The organism is Levilactobacillus brevis, from assembly GCA_021383565.1.
Taxonomy (GTDB): Bacteria; Bacillota; Bacilli; order Lactobacillales; family Lactobacillaceae; genus Levilactobacillus; species Levilactobacillus brevis_B.
Genome location: CP079699.1, coordinates 206,680 through 224,471 on the forward strand (window position 1 = coordinate 206,680; position 17,792 = coordinate 224,471).

The window sequence follows — 17,792 nt, forward strand, 5'->3', positions numbered from 1 at the left end:
ATCACTTATTATTAGTAACAGATAATTTGGTCGATTTGTTCAAATTTGAACAAAAAGTGGATTTTGTTTAGGACAGGAGGCGCCGCTCATGGATATTCGACATCAACTTTTGCACGCGGTCTACACGTTGGCCCAGCGCCAAGCCATCAAGGATATTACGGTAAATGATATTTTGGCAGAAGCGACCGTGAGTCGGGGGTCGTTTTATAAATATTTTGCGGATAAATACGATGCGATTAATAGCTACTACGAGGAGACTATGGCGCAAATCTTTAAGGACTGTCAGGCTTACACCTGGGCGGGGATTTTTACCAAGACGCTACGCTACTTTGAACAGCACCCCGCTTTCTTCGTGGCGGCCTTTACGGCAACCGGACAGAATTCATTTACGGTTTTCTTTCGGCAGCATCTTATTCAAAATTTCAGTGATATCATCACCACCTATGGCAACCACACGCTGACGACCGACGAGCACAAGGCCATTCGATTCTTCGTGGATGGTTTCGTTAGTTACACGCGGCAGTGGGCATTGACGGGGATGCGTCAGCCCGCTACCGAATTAGGAAATGATTTACACGTGTTCATGCCGGCCTGTCTGTGTGGAATTCCGCTGAAGGCGCCAGCGGTGGATGCTTACTCGTAGCTGGTTAAGCTTAGCCAGTCGGGTAACAGTGATTGGGCTTCACTCCCGCCTACACATGCGTTGTAGTCTCACTCATGTGGAAAGCTAACAAAAGGGTCGCGCGTCACTCACAATTCTAGCGAGTGACGCGCGACCCTGACTTCTTAATTAATCGGTTTAGGTTAGTCCCGTGCATTCAGGACTTCTGGACCGTCTTGACGACCCACGATGACCGTGTTGACCGTGTCCAAGAACAACCCGTGTTCCACGACACCCACGATGCCGTTCAACGTGTTGGCGAGTTCGTGGGGATGGTCGATGCGACCTAAGTGCAGGTCGATGATGTAGTTCTTTGAATCGGTCAGGACATGGCTCCCGTCTTCCTTCATCCGGAAGGTTGGGTGTAAGTCCATTTTGTCCAGTTTTTCTAAGACGTGGCTAGAGCCAAATGGAATAACTTCCAAGGGGAGTGGGAACTTGCCGAGGTGATGCACCATCTTGCTTTCATCCACAATCCACATGTTCTTGGTGGAGTTGATGGCAACGATCTTTTCCCAGAGGTGAGCAGCACCGCCACCCTTGATGCCTTGGAAGTTGTCGTCGATTTCGTCGGCACCGTCAATGGTTAAATCGAGGTGGTCGACTTCGTCCAGTTGCTTGATGGTGATGCCCAGTGATTCGGCTTGCTTAGCGGAACGGTCTGAGGTCGCGACCCCCACAATGTTTAGGCCTTCATCCTTGACGCGTTTGCCTAAAGCGTCGATCATGTAGCGAACGGTCGAGCCGGTCCCAATTCCTAAAATCATGCCATCTTTAACGTACTTAACGGCTTCCTGGCCAACAAGGGCTTTTAATGCGTTTTGATCCATCTTAACTACTCCTCTTCTGTGTGTTCTAGGTGTAAAGCAACTGGTCGAACGGCCGCCGCACCACTGACAGGTAGCTGGTGGGCCACTAGTAAATCGGTCGGGTGGGTGGTGAAATAACGCTTGGCGTACGGATCCAACACTTTTAGGTGGACATTGGCGGTGGTTGCCAGTTGGGTAAAACGCTTTATCAACTGCTCAGCTAGCTCAGCCGCGGGTTGGGCGGGCCGGACGAAAATCTGTTCCAAAACCCAGGTTGACGCGTCTAATGACAAGTAGTGTAGGCTTGCGAGGAGACGCTCATCAGCCGTGATGGCCAGCTCCCCTGGACGTTCCGTAATCGTCATGATTATTTGCTCCCTTCAGGACCAGTTTCACGTCTAATTTTGGTCTATCCGGGTGGTCTTGTCAACTAATTTTCGCTGGCGATTATTTTTACTGGCTTTCTGGGGGAAAGGTCGGTACCCTAGTAACAGGTTGGTTACGACTGACTGGCTATTGTAATCCCTGTCGGGGATGGTAGAATTGGCCTTTATGGTGGTTTGTCGGAGAAAGTGATGTCGACATTACCGCGCGTGATAAAATTAAACGCTATATATTGAAAAGGAGTGTCACGATGCATCGCGGATTTGAAGTGGTCAGTAAGTATGAAAATCAAAATATTAAGGTGCCTTACCGGACAACGCAGCAGGCGGCCGGTTATGACTTTGAGTGTGCCGAGGACTTTACGTTGCCTTCGATTTGGCGGCATGACTTGTTACACGCGTTTAAACAGCTCTGGCATCGTGAACCGTTGACCACCGAAGAATTGGTGGCCGGGCAACATAACCTCAAGCCTTGGCTGGTACCCACAGGCATCAAGGCTTATATGGAGCCGGGGGAAGTCCTCCTGCTCGCGAACCGTTCAAGTAATCCGCTGAAGCACAACCTGATCTTGCCTAACGGGGTCGGCGTGATTGACGCGGACTACTACAACAATGCCAAGAATGAGGGTGAAATCTTCGTTCAACTGGTCAACGTCGGGCTTAAGGACGTCGTGATTAAGAAGGGCCAACGGATTGCGCAAGGGATTTTCATGCCCTTTCTACTGGCCGATGGCGAACGAATTCCAAGCCAACAACGGACCGGTGGATTTGGCTCCTCGGATCGCAACTAAATCTTTACATTTCGACTGATAGACTAGTGGGGAATTACCCGCTAAATATGCTAAAATAAAAGTGCTGAAAACGAACGGATAAGGGGGATGAACGTGGCTAAAACGAAAACGAAATTTGTTTGTCAGAATTGTGATTATAGCTCGCCGCGTTACCTGGGTCGCTGCCCCAACTGTGGGGAATGGAATACCATGGTTGAAGAGGTCATCACGCCGGCCGCTGCCAAGCCCCAATCGACGCGGACCACGGTGACGGGGGAACACTCCAAGCCGCAGTTGATGAATGAAATCAAGCACACCACGGAGATGCGGGTGAAGACCCAGATGCACGAGCTCAACCGGGTTCTCGGTGGTGGAATCGTGCCGGGTTCACTCATCCTGATCGGTGGGGACCCCGGTATCGGGAAGTCCACACTGCTCTTACAGGTCTCTGGTCAGCTGAGTGCGACCGGCGGCAAGGTGCTCTACGTGTCCGGGGAAGAAAGTGCCTCGCAGATTAAGATGCGTGCCGACCGGTTAGTCGTGAACAGCGACCACCTTTACCTGTATCCGGAAACGGATATGGCCAGCATCCGGGCTAACATTGAAGAAATGCAACCGGACTACGTGGTGATCGACTCCGTTCAGACCATGCAGGCACCAGGCATCGAATCGGCCATTGGGTCCGTTTCACAGATTCGGGCGGTGACCGGGGAACTCATGCAGATCGCCAAGACCAATGGTATTACCATCTTCGTGGTGGGTCACGTGACCAAAGGTGGCGCGATCGCCGGGCCAAAGATTCTGGAGCACATGGTGGATACGGTGCTGTACTTTGAAGGGGACCTCCATCACACCTACCGGATTCTCCGCGCGGTTAAGAACCGTTTCGGCTCGACCAATGAGCTGGGGATCTTCGAAATGCGCGAGGGCGGCCTCTATGAAGTCGCGAACCCCTCTGAGATTTTCCTGGAGGAACGGCTAAAGGACGCCACGGGTTCGGCCATCGTGGTGTCGATGGAAGGAACCCGGCCGATTCTGGTCGAAGTACAAGCCCTGATTTCACCGTCAGTCTTCGGTAATGCCCAACGGACCTCGAGTGGCTTGGACCGCAACCGGGTCGCCTTGTTAATGGCCGTCTTAGAGAAACGGGCTAACCTGATGCTACAGAACCAAGATGCCTTTCTCAAGGCGGCTGGTGGCGTTAAGCTGGACGAACCCGCCATCGACTTGGCCATCGCCATGAGCATCGCGTCTAGCTATCGGGATACGGCCACGGAACCCAGTGACTGCTTCGTCGGTGAAGTTGGCTTGACCGGTGAGATTCGGCGAGTGAGTCGGATTGAGTCTCGGGTCGCCGAGGCTAAGAAGCTAGGTTTCAAGCGCATCTTCGTCCCGAAGAACAACATGCAGGGGTGGAAGGCGCCGGAAGGCATTCAGGTCGTGGGGGTATCGACCCTACGACAAGCCCTCAAGTTGGCGCTGGACGTTTAAACGAAGCGTCTCCTGAAGCTATGTAGCGGCGGCTGATGGAATTGGTTACCAGCCTGCCGGAACCACTGGCAGGCGCAGACAACTTAGATTTAGTTAATGTCTTAAAAAAATTGAGTTATGCGAAGGGAGGTGAACGTATGCGTAAGAAAACAGTTATTCTTGTGATATTTGCCATTTTGGGCGGTGTCATGGGGGTCGCTTATCTTTCCCGCTTCTGGCACGTCATCGGTGTGACCAGTCCGCTCGTCAACAATATCTTAGTCAACATTTTAATTGGTGCAACTATTTTCCTTATTTTAGGATTGCTGTTCGCCGGATTGATCTTGCGGGTGGTCGGTAAGTTGGAAGCCTACCTGAACCGGCAAAATCCGATGACGATTCTCTTTGGGAGTCTAGGGGCAATCATCAGTTTGGCCTTGGCCCTTCTGATTTCGTCGTTTCTCTTCCGCGTGCCGTCGTTTTTCATCAGTACGGTGATTCCCTGGGTCTTGATGTTGCTGTTTGGCTATCTGGGCTTTCGAATCGGGACACGGCTGAGTAAGATTCGGGTCGACGAATGGCGGAAGCTGTTCCAGTCTCGAAACAAGAAGGCCAGTGAAGAGGAATCCAGGAAGGTGTTGGATAAGCCGGCTGAACCGAACTTTCATCACTACAAGATTTTGGACACCAACATTTTAATTGATGGTCGAATCTATGATCTGGCGAAGACCGGTTTCCTGGAAGGCACATTACTAGTTCCGAATTTCGTGTTGTATGAGCTACAGTACATCGCGGATTCCAGCGATTCGATCAAACGGGTTCGGGGTCGCCGCGGCCTGGATATTTTGAACAAGCTACAAAACGAAAATATCATGCCGATTGAAATGTACGAGGGTGACTTCGAGGATATTCCGGAAGTCGACAGCAAGTTGATTCGGCTGGCCAAGGAAAATGGCGGCGTGATCGTCACCAACGATTACAATCTGAACAAGGTCATCCAGTTCCAAAATGTGCAGGTACTCAACATCAATTCTCTGGCTAACGCCTTGAAGCCGCGTGTGATTCCTGGCGAAAACCTCCACGTCATGGTGGTTAAGAACGGGACCGAACGGCAGCAGGGGGTGGCTTATCTGGACGATGGCACGATGGTCGTGGTCGAAGACGGCAAGTATTTCATCAACAAGCAGCTGGACGTCGTCGTCACGAGTGCCATTCAGACCGATGCCGGGCGGATGATCTTCGCCAAGCCGATCCATTCCAGCAAGAACATCGAAGAAGACGCGCACAAGAAGTCACCGAACAAGACGAAACGCTCACGGTAATCGGGCGAGTTTTCGCGAATTTTGGAGAGATTAGGGGTCACGCCTTTATTTTTCCGGATGAGCATTGTACACTAAGAACAATGTGTCATGTCACAGATGGCAGTGAACACCTAAATAACGCAATAAAATGGAGAAAGAGGCGCAAACGTTTTGGCTAAAAATTCAATTCGGGTTCGGTACGCACCGAGTCCTACCGGTCATTTGCACATTGGTAATGCCCGGACAGCGATTTTTAATTACTTATTTGCCCGGCACAACAAGGGTAAGTTCATCATCAGAATCGAAGATACCGATACTAAGCGGAACATCGCGGATGGTGAAAGAAGCCAACTAGAAAACCTGAAGTGGTTGGGTTTGGACTGGGATGAAGGTCCCGATGTCGGTGGCGATTACGGTCCTTACCGTCAATCAGAACGGCGTGATATTTACACGCCACTGATCCAACAATTACTGGATGAAGGCAAGGCTTACGAATCTTACCGGACGGAAGAAGAATTACAAGCCGACCGTGAGGCTCAAAAAGCGAACAACGAGATGCCGCACTATGAATACGAATATGCTGGGATGTCTGACGAAGAACGACAAGCTGCCATTGATGCCGCTAAGGCTAAGGGCTTGAAGCCAGTTATTCGTTTCCGCGTTCCTAAGGACAAGGTCTACGCCTGGGATGATATGGTTAAGGGCAACGTGTCCTTTAACTCCGATACCATCGGTGGGGACTTTGTTATTGCCAAGCGCGATGGCATGCCAACTTACAACTTTGCCGTAGTCGTGGATGACCACAAGATGGCGATCAGTCACGTCTTCCGTGGTGATGACCACGTGGCCAACACGCCTAAGCAATTGATGATCTATGAAGCCTTTGGCTGGGAAGCGCCTAAGTTCGGCCACATGAGCCTGATCATCAGTAAGGATACCGGTAAGAAGTTGTCCAAGCGTGACGAATCTGTTCTACAATTCATCGAACAGTACCGCGATTTGGGTTACCTGCCAGAAGCCATGTTCAACTTCATTCTGTTGTTGGGCTGGTCACCAGTGGGCGAAGACGAAATCTTTACGCGTAAGCAATTCATCAAGATGTACGATGAAACACGTTTGAGCAAGTCACCCGCTACCTTTGACGGCGACAAGCTGGAATGGATCAACAACCGCTACGTTAAGGATGCCGATGACAGCACCATCATGGACCTGGCCTTGAAGCAACTGATCAAGGCGGGCAACGTACCAGCTAACCCAGACACCAGCACCATCGAGTGGTCACGTCAATTGATCAACCTATACAAGCGGCAAATGAGCTACATGGCCCAGATCAATGATATGGCTTCCGTCTTCTTTGAAGAACCCGAACAAGTGACGGGCGATGCTTTGGAAGAAATCAGCAACGACACGGCACCGGTTGTCTTGAAGGCCTTCGCCGAAGAGATTGAAAAGCTCGACCTGTTTGATTCCGTTGAAATCTTCCACGTTATCAAGCGCGTTCAAGCCAAGACCGGGATCAAGGGTCGTCAATTATGGATGCCAATCCGAATTGCCGTGACCCACGAAATGCACGGTCCAGAATTACCTGAATCAATTGAATTAGTCGGTCGCAAGACGGCCTTACAACACATTCACCAAACCTTAGCGCAACTCGAAGGCTAACAATTTGGTAAAGAAGCCGGATGAGGGGCATTTCGCCACCCATTCGGCTTTTTGTGAACCGGCCCGGTATGCTACAATGGAGCTAACTCATTCGATGACCGGGAGAATAGCTTAGTGAGTTTGAAACCAAACTTCCTAGCTTCTTGCGCGCCGGCTTTAAAGCGCCGAGACGGGTGCCAGGAGCAGTCGGTTAGTCAGCCGTCATGTGCGCTGACTAATCGCCGTTTGGCCCATACGCCTTCCGATGTTCGAAACGACGAAAATTATAAATAAGTTACGCGAAAGGAGTCTCGCGATGCTCAAAGTATTTAATACCATGACCCGCCAGAAGGAAACGTTCGAACCAATCACTCCCGGAGTGGTCAACATGTACGTCTGTGGCCCCACTGTTTATAACTATATCCATATTGGGAATGCGCGGAGTGCCATTGCCTTCGATACGATCCGGCGGTACTTCGAATACCGAGGCTATCAAGTCAAGTATATTTCGAACTTTACCGATGTTGACGATAAGATGATTAAGCAAGCTAAAAAATTAGGGATTACCGTACCTGAATTGGGTGATCGGTTCATCAAGGCCTTCAAAGAAGATACGGCGGCTTTGAACATTGAGCCGGCCACGGCCAATCCCCGGGCGACGGAACACATTCCCGAAATCATTGCGTTCGTGCAGGACCTGATTGACAAGGGGTACGCCTACCCGGTGGACGGGGATGTCTATTACCGTGCCCATAAGTTCGCCCGTTACGGGGAGCTTTCCCACCAGAATTTGGATGAGTTGGAAGAGGGCGCCTCTCAGCACACCAACGACGAGGAGACCGCCCGGAAGGAAGATCCCGTGGACTTTGCGTTGTGGAAGGGTGCTAAGCCAGGGGAAATCTCCTGGCCATCGCCGTGGGGTGCCGGTCGGCCGGGCTGGCACATCGAATGCTCGGTCATGTCGACACACTATCTAGGGGATACCTTTGATATTCACGGTGGTGGTGAGGACCTGACCTTTCCGCACCATGAAAATGAAATCGCCCAGAGTGAAGCCAAGACGGGCAAGACGTTTGTCCACTACTGGCTCCACAACGGGTTCGTCACGGTCGGCGATGAGAATGAAAAGATGAGTAAGTCGCTGGGCAACTTCGTGACGGTACACGACATCTTAAAGACGGTCGATCCCCAGACGTTGCGGTTCTTTATGGCCACCACGCAGTACCGGCGGCCCATTCAATACAGCCAGCGCAACTTGGACACAGCGGCCCGCAACTTGGAGCGGCTCCAGACGGCGTACAACAACATGGGCTATCGCCTGAAAGATGCTGAAGACGGCAACGATCCGAAGGTGGAACAAGAAACCCGCCAGATTATTGCGGACTACAACGATGCCATGGATGATGATTTTAACGTCCAAAATGGGGTCGCCGAGGTCCATGATCTGGCCCGGTTGGGGAACGTTTACGCCGAACGGCCCGTGGTCTTTAGCGGGACGCTCAAGTTCATTCGCCAAACGCTGGCAGACTTGTTGAGCGTATTTGGCGTCAAGCTGGCCGAAGCCGCTACGCTGGATGATGACCGGATTCAAGCACTGATTGACGAACGGTTGGCTGCGCGGAAAAACCGGAACTTTGAACGTAGCGATGAAATTCGAGAACAATTGAAGAACCAAGGTATTATCTTGGAAGACACGCCCCAAGGGACGCGATGGAGAAAGGGAAATTAATGACTGAACACACAGAACAAGTCGATTTTCGACAACTAAACGGCGTGGCCTTAGCCTACATGGGCGATGCGGCCTACGAAGTAATTATTCGTCAACACCTGATTGCGGAGGGCTTAGCCAAGCCTAACCATTTACAAAAGAAGGCCACCCATTACGTCTCAGCCAAGGCGCAAGCCGCACTGATTGACTTGATGGAGACCGATGGCATCTTGAGTGACGAAGAGTGGACGATGTTTAAGCGCGGGCGTAATGCCAAGAGCTATACCCATGCGAAGAATACCGACGTGGTCACCTACCGGATTTCCACCGGGTTTGAGGCCTTGATGGGCTATCTGGCCCTCAGTGGTCGGCAGGATCGGGTCGATGAATTGGGTAAATGGTGCATTGAACAAGTGGAAGCGGGGCGGACTGAAAAATGAGACCAGAATCAGATAACGACGTAGCGAATGATTTCGTGATTGGCCGGCATCCAGCCGTTGCGGCACTGCGGAGTCAACAGACAATTAACAAGGTTTTCCTGCAGAGTGGCTTGAAGGCTGAGGCCATTGACGAGATTCGCCAATTGGCTAAGAAGCGGCACTTGGTGATCTCCGAGGTTCCTAAGCAAAAATTGGACCAGCTGACGGATCACCAGAACCACCAAGGGGTTGCGCTCGGCGTGGCCGCCTTTGAATACGCCAGCATCGACGACCTGTTCGCTAAGGCCGAAGCCGCCGGTGAAGCACCATTCTTCCTGATCCTAGACGGCGTCGAAGATCCCCACAACTTGGGGTCAATTCTGCGGACGGCTGATGCCAGTGGTGTTCATGGGGTGATTATCCCCAAACGCCGGGCAGTTGGCTTGACGTCGACAGTGGCCAAGACCTCAACCGGAGCGATTGAAACGGTGCCGGTCGCACGGGTTACCAATCTGGTCAATACGGTCCATGACTTAAAGGACCGCGGTATGTGGATCTTCGGTACCGATATGGAAGGAACCGACTACCGTGATTGGAATGCCAAGGGCGCCGTGGGCCTGATTATCGGCAACGAAGGCAAGGGCATTTCGCGCCTGCTGAAGGAAACCGTGGATGAAATGCTCACGATTCCAATGGTCGGGTCCGTCCAAAGCCTGAACGCCAGTGTGGCGGCCGGCCTCTTGATGTACCAAGGCTTTAGTTCACGGCATCCGGTCCAACACTGAAATGAAGGGATGAGCGCGGGAAGATGAAGGAAGATATTCTGATTGTCGACGCCTATAATATGATCGGCAACTGGCCCAAGCTCAACCGACTCAAGCTCAATGATCGGTTACCGGAGGCCAGAGACCTGCTACTGACCATGTTGGCGAATTATAAAAAATTACGAGATACCTCGATTACCGTCGTCTTTGATGCGATGTACGTCCCGGGAATCTCGAAGAGTTACAAGCAGTTTGATTTGGAGGTAGTCTGGACGAACCGCGACGAGACGGCCGATAGTTATATCGAACGCATTGCCAAGGAGCGCCAGACCCGTTTCACCCAGGTCACCGTGGCCACGAGTGACCAGGCCGAGCAGTGGACCATCTTCTCTGAAGGGGCCCTGCGGATTCCGGCGGGCGAACTGCTACGAGACATCGAACGGGCGCAGAACGAAGTGAAACAAACGGCCCGTGAGTTTGCGGACAAGGGGCTGGTCCGCAAGTCACCGTGGAATGACCAGCAACTCTTCAAATTGGAGAAGCTGCGCGACCAGATGATGGCCCGGCCAGAGCGGCGAGATAAGCCTAAACGCAAGTAATTAAATGAACCGATGAAGTCTGGGAGAACGTGCCCAGGCTTTTTTACTGTCGTGCGTTCAATGGTTTTCAACCATCGTAACCGGAATCTCTAGCAGCCGTGGGTGATGTTGATGACCAGCTCGCCAAATTATTTAGAAATGAAAGCGAATTTAAACGTTCGTTCGCTCGGCGGCCGGCGGAATTTTCCGTAGACTTGGGCATACACCTAAAGGAGGTTTTCCCATTGACCGAACAAACTGATGAACAATTACTTGCCCAGATTCGTGAGTCCCAAGACTCGCCGGCGCTACGGGTGTTATTCGAACGCTATCGGCCCGTCCTTTACAAGCTCCAGAGTCACTATTTTATTCCGGGGTATGACCGCGACGACTGGGATCAGGAAGCCTTGTTGGTCTTTTGCCGCGTGGTCCAGCGCTTCGAGGTGAGTCGGGGCAAGAGCTTTGGCGGTTTCTACCGCCAGGCACTGCGATTCCGGGTGTATGATCTGATTCGGCGGAGTCAAACCAAGAAACGCCTAGAGGGCCAGCGAGCGGTGTCACTGGAGGCCAACCGGACGTACGTGAGTGAGACGGTGGGCGATTCGCGGTGGCATTTAAGAGAAGCTTTAGAAGTTCAGGAGGCGGTTGCGACGCTGCCCAGACGACTGTCGCCAGTGGAACACGCGGTCTTTGGCGACCTCTTACGGGGGCATTCCTTGCAGCACATCAGCCACGGTCGGCAGTTGACGATGCCCCAAGTGACCGGTACGGTTCACCGCAGTCGCGTGAAGCTACGTGAACTCCTTGCTGAGTGATTGACTGATGGGGAAGACAATGGTAAACTACTCCAGTATGAGTTGAACATGATTTGATCAAAGGTGGTGGCAAGATGGCTCAAAGGAAAATTGCTCTGGCCTGTTCAGTATGCGGGTCGCGGAACTACACCATCACAGCAAGTGCGACCCGCACCAAGCGACTAGAGGTTATGAAGTTTTGTAAGCATTGCGGTAAGCACACGTTACACCGTGAAACCCGTTAATTAAAATCGTCACGACCAAACACTACAATTAATTTAGGAGGCAACACCATGCGTTTATTCCGTTTCTTTAAGGCGGTCGGACAGGAAATGAAACAAGTTTCTTGGCCTGGTCCTAAGCAAACGCGGCACGATACTGGTACCGTCATTGGCATCTCGATTCTCTTCGCAATCTTCTTTGCGGTCGTTGACTGGGTTGTCCAGTACGGCTTAAAGTTCATCGCCTAGGTGAATTGTCAGTGGTCAAACACGGCTAAATATGGTATATTAAGAGTCAACGGGAACTTCGTGTATTGCGAAGTTTTTTTATTTTGGACGAAAAAGTCAATCAGTAAAAGGAGTGCAACACATGGTTGAGTCAGCTGAAAAGCAATGGTACGTGCTTCACACGTACGCCGGTTACGAAAATAAGGTTATGGCAAACTTGGAATCTCGTGCCGAATCAATGGGGATGCAAGACAACATTTTCCGCGTTGTCGTGCCCGAAGAAGAGGAACACGAAGTCAAGAATGGTAAGGATAAGGTCACGATGGAAAAGACCTTCCCTGGCTATGTCTTGGTTGAAATGGTCATGAGTGACCAAGCTTGGTATATCGTGCGGAACACGCCTGGGGTAACCGGGTTCTTGGGTTCTCACGGGCAAGGGAGTAAGCCAACGCCTCTGCTGCCAGACGAAGTGGAACGGATCTTACGACGTGTCGGAATTTCTGCCCGGCACGCTGACCTGGACGTTGCGCCTGGCGATTCCGTAACTATTGTAGACGGTGCCTTCAGTGGGTTAGTCGGTAAGATTACGGAAGTCGACAATGAAAAGATGAAGTTGAAGGTTAACATCGACATGTTCGGTCGGGAAACCAGCACCGAACTTAACTTCGACCAAGTCGATCCCATCCTGGGCTAAACCGCTAATCGGCGATTTTCAGAAAAGAACTTGTTGCAGTTAGTAAAGTGTGGTATGATTCTCAGGTATGCGTGACGCATATTTTTCAAAGTGGGAGGGGCAAACTAACAGCCCCACTTACCACACACGGACTCAAGGAGGTATTGTCTCGTGGCTAAAAAAGTAGCTAATGTCGTTAAATTACAAATTCCTGCGGGTAAAGCAACCCCAGCTCCCCCAGTTGGACCAGCTTTAGGTCAAGCAGGTATCAACATCATGGGCTTCACTAAGGAATTCAACGCTCGTACCGCTGACCAAGCTGGTATGATCATTCCTGTTGTGATCAGTGTCTATGAAGATCGTTCCTTTGATTTCATCACCAAGACCCCTCCAGCAGCTGTACTGTTGAAGAAGGCTGCTGGTGTTGAAAGTGGTTCCGGCGAACCTAACACGAAGAAGGTTGCTACTGTAACCAAGGATCAAGTTAAGCAAATCGCTGAAACTAAAATGCAAGATCTAAACGCAGCTGACGTTGAAGCAGCTATGCGCATGATTGAAGGTACTGCCCGGAGCATGGGCTTCACGGTCGAAGGTTAAGCTCAGTTTTCGGATAGTCGGACACTTCACGAAAATGAAATGTGTCAAGTGGGAGGTTTATCCGTTACAACCACATTTGCAAGGAGGAATACACAAAAATGGCTCACAAACGAGGTAAAAAGTATCAAGACGCTGCCAAAATGGTCGAGGCTGACAAGGTCTACACTATGGGCGACGCCGTTGATTTAGTTAAGAAGATGGATTTCGCTAAGTTCGATGCAACGGTAGAAGTTGCTTTCAAGCTTAACGTTGATACGAAGCAAGCGGACCAACAACTCCGTGGCGCATTGGTATTACCAAATGGTACCGGTAAGGAAACCACGGTAATCGTATTCGCTAAGGGTGACCAAGCTAAGGCTGCAGAAGCAGCTGGTGCCGACGTCGTTGGTGAACAAGACTTAGTAGAACGTATCCAAGACGGCTGGTTAGACTTTGACGTTGCCATTGCAACGCCAGACATGATGGCCCAAGTTGGTCGTTTAGGTCGGGTCTTAGGTCCTAAGGGCTTAATGCCTAACCCTAAGACGGGTACGGTTACGATGAACGTCGAAAAGGCCGTTTCCGATGCTAAGAACGGGCAAGTTACTTACCGGACTGACCGGGATGGTAACGTTGCTGTTCCATTTGGTAAGGTTTCCTTTGATGCTGACAAGCTTGCCGGCAACTTGAAGACCATTGCTGAAACGATTGTTCGCATTCGTCCAGCCGCTGTACGTGGTACTTACGTACAACACGTTTCAATTTCTTCAACGTTCGGCCCTAGTGTCGACGTTGACTTGGCTTCCTTATTAGCCTAAGTTAAAACGTGAATTAAAAAAATCCCTAACAATGCATTGACAGCGATGTTGAAGTATTGTATGCTATTGAAGTTGTATTTAATAGATCTACCTAAGACTCAGGTGGCCGAATGGTCTTAATTTCCTGCCGAGGCAGAAGTTTACTTAAACTTTTGACTCCTTATGTCTTGGTGGCATAGGGATTTTTTTATCCCACCAAACTACTCCGGGAGGTGAACAATTTGAGTGAACAAGCTATTGCCATTAAAGCAAAAAAAGTTGATGAGGTTGTTGAAAAATTCAACAACGCCGTTAGCGCAATCGTCGTTGACTACCGTGGTTTAACTGTTGAAGAAGCAACTGACTTACGGAAGCAATTACGTGATGCTGGCGTTCAAATGAGCGTCATCAAGAACAAGATCTTGGTTCGGGCAGCTGAAAAGGCTGGCTACGAAGGTTTAAACGAACTCTTCGCTGGTCCTACTGCTGTGGCTTTCTCTAACGAGGATGCCATTGCCCCAGCTAAGGTTTTGAAGAAATTTGCAGATAGCGTTGATGACCTTGAAATCAAGGGTGGTTTCATCGAAGACAAGATCGTCTCCGTTGACGAAATCAACACTTACGCAAGCTTGCCTAGTCGTGAAGACTTGCTTTCTATGCTGGCTAATGTCTTACAAGCACCAGTACGGAACGTGGCCTACGCTGTTAAGGCGATTGCTGAAAAGGGTGACGAAGGCGACGCAGCCTAAGTCCCTGCTTCAGTTTGAAACATAAAAAATTAAACCCAATTATTGGAGGAAAATAACATGGCTTTTGATAAAGATGCTATCATCGCTTCTCTTAAAGAAGCATCAATTACTGACCTTAACGACTTAGTTAAGGGTATCGAAGACGAATTCGGCGTTTCTGCTGCTGCCCCAGTTGCTGCAGCCGGTGCTGCTGGTGGCGACGCTGCTGCCAAGGATTCATTCGACGTTGAATTAACTGAATCTGGTGACGCCAAGGTTAAGGCCATCAAGGCTGTCCGTGAAATCACTGGTTTAGGCTTGAAGGACGCTAAGGGTCTTGTTGACAACGTACCATCTGTCATCAAGGAAGGCCTTTCAGAAGACGAAGCCAACGAAATCAAGGAAAAGCTTGAAGCCGTTGGTGGTGTGGTTACGCTTAAGTAGTCACCTTCAACTTATAAAAACGAATCGCTGCCTTCGGGTGGCGATTTTTTTGTTTACCTCGAATTATTAATCCGAGTGCGACATTTAAAGTCTAAAATAGAGAGCTAGACTGATTAGTGGGTGAGCAGGATGCTGGCACCTAGATAACTTTCAGTTCGGCGATGTTTAAAACGTAGGTCTCGATGATGGTGCTTACTTTTCAATTTGAAGTTTGGATTAAACGAGCCGTTCATTTTCGTTTATTGAGAGTTTTATTTAACTACTTTCTAGATAGCCGAAAACCATTAAGATAGTCTTAACTTTAAATGGTATAATTAGTCCTATCTTCAAGTTACGGGGATACATATTTTCGGGGAAAAAGGGGATATAGTTATGCATAAGGTGATGCGCCAAGTTTGGTTCTGGGGTGGATTTTTCCTGGGACTATACGTACTCTTGGTAATTTCCAGCGTGCCGATGTTGGGGGTTATTCGGTGGTCAGGGGTCCACGGAATAGCCAATAACGTGGGGATTCGTGTTCTGGGTACGCTGATGTTAATGGTAATCAGTGCCTTAGTGGTCTGGTGGATTTACCGGTACCACACGGATCTGTGGCTGCGCCAGGTCATGACCAAGCAGCACGTGGGGTGGTCACTCGTGGCCGCAGCTCTCGGTGCTCTTGGGTTGATCGGCGTTGCCCTGACCGTGGGCCTGTCAACGAGCGCGGACCTGCCGCCATTGCTGCCAGGCGTCCTCGTCCGGCTGGTGGTGGGGGCGTTTACGGTCTTTATATTTTCCCTACTCTCCGTGTGGGTGTTGCAGGGCATGCTTCAGGAGCGGCTGAACCGCCTGCCGGATTTTCCCAAGTGGGCAGCCGTACTGTTGCCAGTGATCTGTGAGGTCTTGGTCGCGTGGGGGACACTTAGTGACAATCTCTCCTCGCTGATTGTCAGCGTCGTGGCGGCGGGGATCTACCAAGCCACGCGCGACTGGCAGTGTTCCTGGCTGGCTATGGCGATTCTAACTGCCGTCAGTCTGGGCCTCTCAGCGTTGGGTATGGGTTAAACGAAGACGGCTCAAATCGGATTTGGAGGCAAAATTTTCCAAACGCTTGTATTTCAAATTTAGATGGCTGAGACGTGCGTCAAAGGGCAGTCGGTGAGCCTTAATCCTCACCGGCTAATTGCCTTTTGGCGCATTCTCTTTTGGTGCCGAAACGGATATACGAAAAAAGTATGGGGCTGACGGGCGGGAGACAAAAGTCAATACGCCAGGTTTTAGAGGACTTTTACTTACTTTTAGTTATCAAATGATTGACCAATTCTTATTGTGTTTAGTTAACCCCCGTGGTAAGCTGGGCTTCGTCAATAACGCATTAGGAGGAAGCAATCATGTCTGTAAAAATTGGCGTCATTCTTGGTAGTACCCGAACCCAGTCACTGGGTGAAAAGCTCTTCAAGTATCTGCAGCAGTCCCTACCTACAGCCGATGTAGATGTAACGTGGATCGATCTGAAAGACTATCCACTACCGTTATATGACCACGCGGAAACGCCGCTGTCGGAGCCGATTCAGCACCTAGCGTCGGTGGAAAAACGGTGGCTGGAGGTTCTCGACCAACAGGATGGTTACGTCATCTTAAGTCCGGAATACGATCATGCCATCCCCGGTAGTCTAAAGAATGCCTTGGACTTTGTCGGACCGGAGACGGATCACAAGCCCGTCCAGATCGTTACGTACTCCAAGTATAGCGACGGTGGAATGCTGGCGGCCGCCTCGTTCGTTGAGATTTTACAAATGTTGAAGATGCTGGTGCTCCCCACGCCAGTCCTCTTGTGGAACGCTGAACCGAATTTTACAGCCGACGGGGAACTGGTCGCAACGGCGCCGAACAGCGAACACTTCGCGCAACGGTTGGCGGCGGCCTTCGCGGAGTTGGTGCACTACGCCACGGTAATGAAAGAGCATCCATTTAAAGCTTAATTCAGAGAAAGCTGACGTATGATGGCGTCGGCTTTTTTAGTGCCCGGCTGAATCTCTTGCAAAAGGGTGAAGTTTTTGGCGAAGGGATAGGCAGGAAAGGCAGACTGGGCGTAAACTAAGGCGTAATGAAGGGCGTCCGAACAGCGCTCATCCTTAGGGGAGGTTCTAGCATGAACGAGATGATTTTAGTGGTGGAGGACGACGCAGCATTGTTGGCCTCAGTCACCATGGAGCTACAGTTTGAAGGATACACGGTGCTCAATGCCCAGGATGGTCGCCAGGCCTTGGCTATTTATGAAAACAATCGCGGTCAGCTCGATTTGATTATTTTGGATTGGATGTTACCGGAGCTGGATGGCTTAGGCGTATTGCGGCGGATTCGGCGGAGCGACGATTTACCGGTGATTATGATGACGGCACGTGACTACGTGAGTGATAAGGTCACCGGGCTGGATATGGGCGCCGACGACTACATCACCAAACCATTTGACCTCGAAGAATTGTTGGCGCGGATTCGCGTCGTCTTACGTCATCGTCAGACACAGGCTACCACAGCCGAACAGTTTCGAGTCGGTCAGCTCATGGTGGACGCGCGGAGTCGGCAGGTGAGAAATGCCGGCGAGTTGATTCAACTGACGCAACGCGAATATGACTTACTACTCTGCCTGATGAAGAACGCTGGCCAAACGCTCTCACGCGATGACTTACTTGACCAGGTGTGGGGCGTGGACTTCGACGGTCAACCCAACATCGTTGACGTGTATATTCGCTATCTCCGGCATAAACTCAGTGCGGCTCACGTTGCCGATCTGATTCATACGGTTCGGGGCGTCGGGTACCTGTTGTCCGCGGAATATGTGGGGTGA

22 protein-coding genes and 1 other annotated feature are annotated in these 17,792 nt (G+C 50.7%); of the genes, 20 read left to right on the forward strand and 2 right to left on the reverse strand.

The window, feature by feature from the left end:
* Positions 1-88 precede the first annotated feature (88 nt).
* A complete protein-coding gene (locus KB236_00960) occupies positions 89-643 on the forward strand; it encodes a TetR/AcrR family transcriptional regulator (protein ID UIF29364.1) in 555 nt (184 codons plus the stop codon).
* 161 nt (positions 644-804) lie between these two features.
* Here the strand turns inward: KB236_00960 and rpiA are convergent, their stop codons facing one another.
* Positions 805-1,491 (reverse strand): ribose-5-phosphate isomerase RpiA, encoded by a 687-nt coding sequence (gene rpiA / locus KB236_00965; GenBank protein UIF29365.1) that lies wholly within the window; start codon positions 1,489-1,491, stop codon positions 805-807.
* 5 nt (positions 1,492-1,496) lie between these two features.
* Positions 1,497-1,835 carry an acetyltransferase gene (locus tag KB236_00970; GenBank protein UIF29366.1) on the reverse strand — a complete coding sequence of 113 codons (339 nt, stop codon included), beginning with the start codon at positions 1,833-1,835 and terminating at the stop codon, positions 1,497-1,499.
* Between the two features lie 269 nt (positions 1,836-2,104).
* On the opposite strand from KB236_00970, the gene KB236_00975 reads away from it, so the two are divergent.
* The 19 genes from KB236_00975 to KB236_01065 all read left to right on the forward strand — a co-directional run bounded on the left by KB236_00975 (position 2,105) and on the right by KB236_01065 (position 17,792).
* Entirely contained in the window at positions 2,105-2,644 is a 540-nt protein-coding gene (locus KB236_00975; GenBank protein UIF29367.1) for a dUTP diphosphatase, read from the forward strand.
* 93 nt (positions 2,645-2,737) lie between these two features.
* Positions 2,738-4,114 carry a DNA repair protein RadA gene (gene radA / locus KB236_00980; GenBank protein ID UIF29368.1) on the forward strand — a complete coding sequence of 459 codons (1,377 nt, stop codon included), beginning with the start codon at positions 2,738-2,740 and terminating at the stop codon, positions 4,112-4,114.
* Between the two features lie 137 nt (positions 4,115-4,251).
* A complete protein-coding gene (locus KB236_00985) occupies positions 4,252-5,415 on the forward strand; it encodes a PIN/TRAM domain-containing protein (protein UIF29369.1) in 1,164 nt (387 codons plus the stop codon).
* Between the two features lie 150 nt (positions 5,416-5,565).
* Positions 5,566-7,056 carry a glutamate--tRNA ligase gene (gene gltX, locus KB236_00990; GenBank protein UIF29370.1) on the forward strand — a complete coding sequence of 497 codons (1,491 nt, stop codon included), beginning with the start codon at positions 5,566-5,568 and terminating at the stop codon, positions 7,054-7,056.
* A 295-nt stretch (positions 7,057-7,351) separates the two neighbouring features.
* Positions 7,352-8,764, forward strand: coding sequence for a cysteine--tRNA ligase (gene cysS / locus KB236_00995; GenBank protein UIF29371.1), 1,413 nt, complete (start codon positions 7,352-7,354; stop codon positions 8,762-8,764).
* Positions 8,746-9,183, forward strand: coding sequence for a Mini-ribonuclease 3 (locus KB236_01000; GenBank protein ID UIF29372.1), 438 nt, complete (start codon positions 8,746-8,748; stop codon positions 9,181-9,183). Before cysS ends, KB236_01000 begins: the two co-directional genes overlap by 19 nt.
* Positions 9,180-9,947, forward strand: coding sequence for a 23S rRNA (guanosine(2251)-2'-O)-methyltransferase RlmB (gene rlmB, locus KB236_01005; protein UIF29373.1), 768 nt, complete (start codon positions 9,180-9,182; stop codon positions 9,945-9,947). The genes KB236_01000 and rlmB overlap by 4 nt, the downstream gene beginning before the upstream one ends.
* Positions 9,948-9,970: 23 nt before the next feature.
* Complete coding sequence (locus KB236_01010) at positions 9,971-10,525, forward strand: NYN domain-containing protein (GenBank protein ID UIF29374.1); 555 nt, start codon at positions 9,971-9,973, stop codon at positions 10,523-10,525.
* A 224-nt stretch (positions 10,526-10,749) separates the two neighbouring features.
* Positions 10,750-11,319: a sigma-70 family RNA polymerase sigma factor gene (locus KB236_01015; GenBank protein ID UIF29375.1), complete on the forward strand. Its 570-nt coding sequence runs from the start codon at positions 10,750-10,752 to the stop codon at positions 11,317-11,319.
* 74 nt (positions 11,320-11,393) lie between these two features.
* Positions 11,394-11,543: a 50S ribosomal protein L33 gene (rpmG, locus tag KB236_01020; GenBank protein ID UIF29376.1), complete on the forward strand. Its 150-nt coding sequence runs from the start codon at positions 11,394-11,396 to the stop codon at positions 11,541-11,543.
* A gap of 48 nt (positions 11,544-11,591) precedes the next feature.
* A complete protein-coding gene (secE, locus tag KB236_01025; protein UIF29377.1) occupies positions 11,592-11,768 on the forward strand; it encodes a preprotein translocase subunit SecE in 177 nt (58 codons plus the stop codon).
* 121 nt (positions 11,769-11,889) lie between these two features.
* On the forward strand, positions 11,890-12,441 hold the full coding sequence (gene nusG / locus KB236_01030) for a transcription termination/antitermination protein NusG (protein UIF29378.1): 552 nt from the start codon (positions 11,890-11,892) through the stop codon (positions 12,439-12,441).
* A gap of 150 nt (positions 12,442-12,591) precedes the next feature.
* Entirely contained in the window at positions 12,592-13,017 is a 426-nt protein-coding gene (rplK, locus tag KB236_01035; protein UIF29379.1) for a 50S ribosomal protein L11, read from the forward strand.
* Between the two features lie 98 nt (positions 13,018-13,115).
* Entirely contained in the window at positions 13,116-13,814 is a 699-nt protein-coding gene (rplA, locus tag KB236_01040; GenBank protein UIF29380.1) for a 50S ribosomal protein L1, read from the forward strand.
* 72 nt (positions 13,815-13,886) lie between these two features.
* Positions 13,887-14,011, forward strand: a sequence feature (ribosomal protein L10 leader region).
* Between the two features lie 24 nt (positions 14,012-14,035).
* Entirely contained in the window at positions 14,036-14,542 is a 507-nt protein-coding gene (rplJ, locus tag KB236_01045) for a 50S ribosomal protein L10 (protein UIF29381.1), read from the forward strand.
* Between the two features lie 57 nt (positions 14,543-14,599).
* On the forward strand, positions 14,600-14,965 hold the full coding sequence (rplL, locus tag KB236_01050; protein UIF29382.1) for a 50S ribosomal protein L7/L12: 366 nt from the start codon (positions 14,600-14,602) through the stop codon (positions 14,963-14,965).
* A 372-nt stretch (positions 14,966-15,337) separates the two neighbouring features.
* Complete coding sequence (locus tag KB236_01055) at positions 15,338-16,009, forward strand: hypothetical protein (GenBank protein ID UIF29383.1); 672 nt, start codon at positions 15,338-15,340, stop codon at positions 16,007-16,009.
* Between the two features lie 326 nt (positions 16,010-16,335).
* Positions 16,336-16,926, forward strand: a complete 591-nt coding sequence (locus KB236_01060; protein UIF29384.1) for an NAD(P)H-dependent oxidoreductase — start codon at positions 16,336-16,338, stop codon at positions 16,924-16,926.
* Between the two features lie 170 nt (positions 16,927-17,096).
* Entirely contained in the window at positions 17,097-17,792 is a 696-nt protein-coding gene (locus KB236_01065; protein ID UIF29385.1) for a response regulator transcription factor, read from the forward strand.

Coding starts and splice junctions, on each gene's coding strand:
- KB236_00960 (UIF29364.1), top strand. CDS start 89: ATGGATATTCGACATCAACTTTTGCACGCGGTCTACACGTTGGCCCAG.
- rpiA (UIF29365.1), bottom strand. CDS start 1,491: ATGGATCAAAACGCATTAAAAGCCCTTGTTGGCCAGGAAGCCGTTAAG.
- KB236_00970 (UIF29366.1), bottom strand. CDS start 1,835: ATGACGATTACGGAACGTCCAGGGGAGCTGGCCATCACGGCTGATGAG.
- KB236_00975 (UIF29367.1), top strand. CDS start 2,105: ATGCATCGCGGATTTGAAGTGGTCAGTAAGTATGAAAATCAAAATATT.
- KB236_00985 (UIF29369.1), top strand. CDS start 4,252: ATGCGTAAGAAAACAGTTATTCTTGTGATATTTGCCATTTTGGGCGGT.
- cysS (UIF29371.1), top strand. CDS start 7,352: ATGCTCAAAGTATTTAATACCATGACCCGCCAGAAGGAAACGTTCGAA.
- KB236_01000 (UIF29372.1), top strand. CDS start 8,746: ATGGAGAAAGGGAAATTAATGACTGAACACACAGAACAAGTCGATTTT.
- rlmB (UIF29373.1), top strand. CDS start 9,180: ATGAGACCAGAATCAGATAACGACGTAGCGAATGATTTCGTGATTGGC.
- KB236_01010 (UIF29374.1), top strand. CDS start 9,971: ATGAAGGAAGATATTCTGATTGTCGACGCCTATAATATGATCGGCAAC.
- rpmG (UIF29376.1), top strand. CDS start 11,394: ATGGCTCAAAGGAAAATTGCTCTGGCCTGTTCAGTATGCGGGTCGCGG.
- secE (UIF29377.1), top strand. CDS start 11,592: ATGCGTTTATTCCGTTTCTTTAAGGCGGTCGGACAGGAAATGAAACAA.
- nusG (UIF29378.1), top strand. CDS start 11,890: ATGGTTGAGTCAGCTGAAAAGCAATGGTACGTGCTTCACACGTACGCC.
- rplA (UIF29380.1), top strand. CDS start 13,116: ATGGCTCACAAACGAGGTAAAAAGTATCAAGACGCTGCCAAAATGGTC.
- rplL (UIF29382.1), top strand. CDS start 14,600: ATGGCTTTTGATAAAGATGCTATCATCGCTTCTCTTAAAGAAGCATCA.
- KB236_01055 (UIF29383.1), top strand. CDS start 15,338: ATGCATAAGGTGATGCGCCAAGTTTGGTTCTGGGGTGGATTTTTCCTG.
- KB236_01060 (UIF29384.1), top strand. CDS start 16,336: ATGTCTGTAAAAATTGGCGTCATTCTTGGTAGTACCCGAACCCAGTCA.
- KB236_01065 (UIF29385.1), top strand. CDS start 17,097: ATGAACGAGATGATTTTAGTGGTGGAGGACGACGCAGCATTGTTGGCC.